This is a genomic window from Oleiphilus sp. HI0067, from assembly GCF_001635735.1.
On sequence record NZ_LWFI01001434.1, the window covers coordinates 1 to 1702 of the forward strand.

2 protein-coding genes are annotated in these 1702 nt (G+C 45.5%); both read right to left on the reverse strand.

What is annotated here, in order from left to right:
• Positions 1–740: RnfABCDGE type electron transport complex subunit D (locus tag A3739_RS23380; RefSeq protein ID WP_197472516.1), on the reverse strand; the 740-nt coding region annotated here is incomplete at its 3' end.
• A gap of 1 nt (position 741) precedes the next feature.
• Positions 742–1702 (reverse strand): Na(+)-translocating NADH-quinone reductase subunit A (locus tag A3739_RS23385; RefSeq protein ID WP_082878571.1); only part of this gene is annotated, 961 nt, incomplete at its 5' end.

Consider the following 1702-nt stretch of genomic DNA (forward strand, 5'->3'; position numbering starts at 1 on the left):
TCCAACCAAGTTATGTTGTTCGCCATGATCGCTTCGACACCACCACTTGCCGCGAGGCTAAGTGAAGTAGCACCAGAGAAGCCATCAACTGCAGTCCACACGACGTCACCTGAAATTTCAGCTGGGTATGCGAAGTACAAGAATGCACGACCAGTCAAAGCAGGGTTTAAGAAGTTCTTACCGGTACCACCAAAGATTTCTTTACCAATCACAACACCAAATGAAATACCTAAAGCAACTTGCCATAGTGGTAAATCAGGTGGGCAGATCAAAGCAAATAGAATCGATGTTACGAAGAAACCTTCGTTAACTTCGTGACCACGAACAGCTGCGAACAACACTTCCCAAAAACCACCAACTACGAAGGTAACCGCGTAAATAGGCAGGAAGTAAGCTGCACCATAAGCCATATTATGCCAAATATTACTTGGGTCATGACCAATAAAGAACAAGCTATGCCAGTCCGTTGGAGCAGTCGCTAGACCTGCTGCAATTGCATCGTTTGCTTGGAAACCGATATTCCACATACCAAAAAACATAGCTGGGAATGTACACATCCAAACTGTGATCATAATACGCTTCAAATCTACGCCATCGCGAACATGAGATGTCGCAGCAGTTGTGCTTGAAGGTGAGTAAAAAATCGTATCTACGGCTTCATAAAGTGCGTAGAACTTTTCATATTTGCCACCCTTATGAAAGTGCGGCTCAAGATCATCTAAAAAACTACGTAAGCCCATATTAGCCCTCCTTCTCGATGCGCGTTAGGTTGGACCGAAGGATCGGACCATACTCATACTTACCAGGGCATACAAATGTGCATAATGCCAAATCTTCCTCGTCTAACTCCAGGCAACCTAATTGCTGAGCTTGTTCAGTGTCTTCAACAATCAATGCGCGAAGAAGCTGAGTAGGAAGGACGTCTAATGGCATTACACGTTCATAAGCACCAACAGGAACCATCGCGCGTTCACTACCATTTGTAGTGGTGCTAAAGCTAAACAGTTTACTTCCCATTAATTTTGATAAGTAAATGTTCATGACAGAGAACTTGTTCATGCCCGGGTTTAACCAACCGAACAACTCGCGTTCTTGAGGCTCTGGAATGACTGAAATCTGTTGTGCATATCGACCCAAGAAGTCAACTGAATCGCGCGCTGTACGACCGCCAAACACAGAACCACTGATCGCACGACAGGTAACATTGTCACCTTCGCCGTTGACCAAATCGCTTACACAAGCACCTAGTTGAGTACGAACCAAACGAGGCCGAGCAATACCTTCGCCAGCTAGCGAAATAACTCTTTCAACTGAAAGCTCGCCCGTTGCGAACAACTCAGAGATGGCAATCACGTCTTGATATGAGATAGTCCAAACAGTCTTCTCAGCACTAACAGGGTCAAGATAATGAATATGCGTGCCAGCATTACCTGCTGGGTGAACGCCCGAGAACGTCTCAACAGCAATTTGGCTTGATGAAGGAACGCTAGGCTCTTTGCCCGCCTCACAACACACAAACACACGACCATCAGTTAACTTAGAAAGGACTGTCAAACCGCTTGAAAATGCTTCGGCTTTCTCGGAGATAACAACTGAAGGGTCTGCTGCAAGAGGATTTGTATCCATTGCAGTTACAAAAATCGAATTTGGAACGCTACCTAACTCAGGCACCTTACTAAAAGGGCGTGTACGTAGAGCTGTC